General features: G+C 44.9%; 4 protein-coding genes and 1 pseudogene. 4 read left to right on the top strand and 1 reads right to left on the bottom strand.

Annotated elements, in window-relative coordinates:
- The 4 genes and pseudogenes from E5983_RS08795 to rfbB form a co-directional block, all read left to right on the top strand.
- Positions 1-239, top strand: a pseudogene (locus tag E5983_RS08795) (hypothetical protein); the annotation flags it as partial.
- Between the two features lie 223 nt (positions 240-462).
- Positions 463-1,338: a glucose-1-phosphate thymidylyltransferase RfbA gene (gene rfbA, locus E5983_RS08790; RefSeq protein ID WP_160333460.1), complete on the top strand. Its 876-nt coding sequence runs from the start codon at positions 463-465 to the stop codon at positions 1,336-1,338.
- The gene (locus tag E5983_RS08785) at positions 1,331-1,924 is read left to right on the top strand and encodes a dTDP-4-dehydrorhamnose 3,5-epimerase family protein (protein WP_160333459.1); all 594 of its coding nucleotides are present in this window, start codon (positions 1,331-1,333) and stop codon (positions 1,922-1,924) included. Before rfbA ends, E5983_RS08785 begins: the two co-directional genes overlap by 8 nt.
- Positions 1,925-1,933: 9 nt before the next feature.
- Positions 1,934-2,980, top strand: coding sequence for a dTDP-glucose 4,6-dehydratase (rfbB, locus tag E5983_RS08780; RefSeq protein WP_160333458.1), 1,047 nt, complete (start codon positions 1,934-1,936; stop codon positions 2,978-2,980).
- A gap of 160 nt (positions 2,981-3,140) precedes the next feature.
- On the opposite strand, the gene E5983_RS10215 is transcribed toward rfbB, so the two are convergent.
- On the bottom strand, positions 3,141-3,266 hold the full coding sequence (locus E5983_RS10215) for a transposase (protein WP_414486788.1): 126 nt from the start codon (positions 3,264-3,266) through the stop codon (positions 3,141-3,143).
- Positions 3,267-3,352: the final 86 nt, after the last annotated feature.

The following is a 3,352-nucleotide window of genomic DNA, read 5'->3' as shown; positions in this document are numbered from 1 at the left end:
TTATCCTAAAAAATGTTTGGACTACAAGTCACCAAAGGAATTTCTTAATGGTGGCTAACTTCAACTTGAAATTTAGCTTTGAAAATCAGGAGTTTGGTGATTCAGAAAAAATTTTGGTCAATGCTCCCTCTAAGTCAGCCTATTCTCGTTTTGTCAAAGATTTAGAGGAAGTCTGTCCTAATATTGATGAGTGGATACAAACAGGAATTGCAGAACTCTATGAACTGCTCCCTGATTAAAGAATAAGCAGCGGGAATGATTCCCAAAAACTCCCTCAGACTTTTTGTCACAAAAATGATAAAATAGATTTGTCTGGGATTTTGCAAGTTCTACTTACTTGTGGAATCTAGTATAGTCCTTTTCAAGAAGGGCGTGATGAACGTGCTTGTTGGTGAGTTCGTTCCACTTTAAAAATGATGGTTCAGGAGGTCTGTTCGAGCCTCTGAGAAGAAAGGAAAACCTATGAAAGGTATTATTTTAGCGGGTGGTTCAGGTACGCGCCTTTACCCGGTGACGCGGGCGGCATCCAAGCAGTTGATGCCGGTTTATGATAAGCCGATGATTTATTATCCCCTTTCAACCTTGATGTTGGCAGGGATTCAGGAGATTTTGATTATCTCAACACCGACGGATTTGCCACGGTTTGAAGAGCTCTTGGGCGATGGTTCTGAGCTCGGGATTTCCTTGTCCTATGCGGTGCAACCGAGTCCAGATGGTTTGGCGCAGGCTTTTATCATTGGTGCTGACTTCATTGGCGATGATGCGGTGGCGCTGATTTTGGGGGACAATATTTACCATGGGCCAGGTTTGACCAAGCTTTTGCAAAAAGCTGCGCAAAAGGAAGTCGGTGCGACCGTTTTTGGTTACCAGGTTAAGGACCCTGAGCGTTTTGGGGTGGTCGAGTTTGATGAGCAGATGAATGCGATTTCGATTGAAGAGAAGCCGGAAGTGCCTCGTTCCAATTATGCGGTAACAGGTCTTTACTTCTACGATAATTCTGTGGTCGAAATTGCCAAGAATATTAAACCAAGTCCTCGAGGAGAGTTGGAAATCACGGATGTGAACAAGGCCTATTTGGATCGTGGAGATCTATCTGTTGAGTTGATGGGGCGTGGTTTTGCCTGGCTGGATACAGGGACCCACGAGAGTCTTTTGGAAGCGGCCCAGTACATTGAAACGGTCCAGCGGATGCAAAATGTGCAAGTGGCCAATCTGGAAGAGATTGCCTATCGGATGGGCTACATTAGTCGGGAACAGGTCTATCGTTTGGCCCAACCGCTTAAGAAAAACGAATATGGACAATACCTCTTGCGTTTGATTGGAGAAGAAAATGGCTGATAATTTTTTTGGAAAAGAGCTAGCGGCTCGTCCGATTGAAGCGATTCCAGGGATGTTGGAATTTGACATTCCGGTTCACGGAGACAGTCGTGGCTGGTTCAAAGAAAATTTCCAAAAGGAAAAAATGGTTCCGCTTGGTTTCCCAGAGTCTTTTTTTGCGGAAGGGAAATTGCAAAATAATGTAAGCTTTTCAAGTAAGCATGTGCTTCGCGGCTTGCACGCAGAACCTTGGGATAAGTACATCTCGGTAGCCGACGAAGGACGTGTCTTGGGAGCCTGGGTGGACTTACGGCAGGGTCCAAGTTTTGGGAATGTTTACCAGACAGAGATTGACGCTTCCAAAGGGATTTTTGTGCCGCGGGGTGTTGCCAATGGTTTCCAAGTTTTGTCGGACAAGGTGGCTTATAGCTATTTGGTTAATGATTATTGGGCCTTGGAGCTTAAGCCCAAATATGCTTTTGTCAACTACGCGGACCCAAGTCTCGGCATCCAGTGGGACAACTTGGAGGCAGCAGAAGTTTCAGAGGCAGATAAAAATCATCCGCTTTTACAGGATGTAGAACCAGTAACAGAAGATCAATTGTAAGGGAAAGAAATGACAGACTATAAAAAAATCATTGTAACCGGTGGTGCAGGTTTTATCGGTTCGAACTTTGTACATTATGTTTACAACAATTTTCCAGATGTTCAGATTGTTGTCTTGGATAAGTTAACTTACGCAGGGAATAAGGCTAATATTGCGTCTATTTTGGGCGATCGTGTGGAGTTGGTTGTGGGTGATATTGCGGATGCGGAGCTTGTGGATCGTTTGGCCCAGGATGCGGATGCGATTGTGCACTATGCCGCTGAGAGCCACAATGATAATTCCTTGAATGATCCACGTCCGTTTGTGGATACCAATTTCATCGGAACTTATACCCTGTTGGAAGCTGCGCGTAAGTACGACTTGCGTTTTCACCATGTATCGACGGACGAAGTCTACGGTGATCTTCCTTTGCGGGAGGATTTGCCAGGAAAGGGAGAAGGTCCAGGGGAGAAATTTACGGCTGAAACGCCTTACAATCCTTCCTCACCTTACTCTTCAACCAAGGCTGCCTCAGACTTGATTGTCAAGGCCTGGGTGCGTTCTTTTGGGGTCAAAGCGACGATTTCCAATTGTTCCAATAACTATGGACCCTACCAGCATATTGAGAAGTTTATCCCACGCCAAATCACCAATATCTTGAGTGGCATTCGTCCCAAGTTGTACGGTGAAGGGAAGAATGTGCGGGACTGGATCCACACCAATGACCATTCTTCAGGCGTTTGGACGATTTTGACCAAAGGAAAGATTGGCGAAACCTATCTAATTGGGGCTGACGGTGAGAAAAATAATAAAGAAGTGCTGGAACTCATTTTGAAGGAAATGGGGCAAGAACCGGATGCTTACGACCACGTTACAGACCGTGCAGGCCACGATCTGCGTTACGCAATTGACGCCAGCAAGCTACGCGATGATTTGGGCTGGAAACCTGAATTTACAGACTTTGAAGCGGGTCTGAAGGAAACCATTGCTTGGTACACAGCTAACTCAGATTGGTGGAAGGGCGAAAAAGAAGCAGTTGAAGCCAATTATGCAAAAACCCAGGAAGTAATTCAATAAACAGTGAGAGAGGCTGGGACTAGGGTCCTCAGCCTCTTATTTCTTACCGTCTCATTTGACGAAAGATTGGTTCTTTGTCAAGTTGTGTGGAATCCCTGAAAACTGACAATATAGAATAAAGACAATCTTCCTTCCTCCCCTCCTTAGAGGGGAGGAATTTTTAGATAGAGTGGACAGCAGGAGTCTGCATCCAGTAAATTCTAGCAAATAGATGCTCATGTTTTCGAAATCCGAAAGCAGAACGTTTCAACAGCTTAATCTTATTATTGGTTCGTAAGCGCCCAATAACAAGGTATCTTCCGATAAAGTAGAAATCTAGCTATACTAGTCTCAGAAAACATGAGTAGAGGAGATTGGTTTAGTGGATGCGAA

Origin of the sequence: Streptococcus danieliae (assembly GCF_009767945.1) — a bacterium.
Lineage (GTDB): Bacteria > Bacillota > Bacilli > Lactobacillales > Streptococcaceae > Streptococcus > Streptococcus danieliae.
This window is presented reverse-complemented; position numbering and strand designations above follow the sequence as displayed.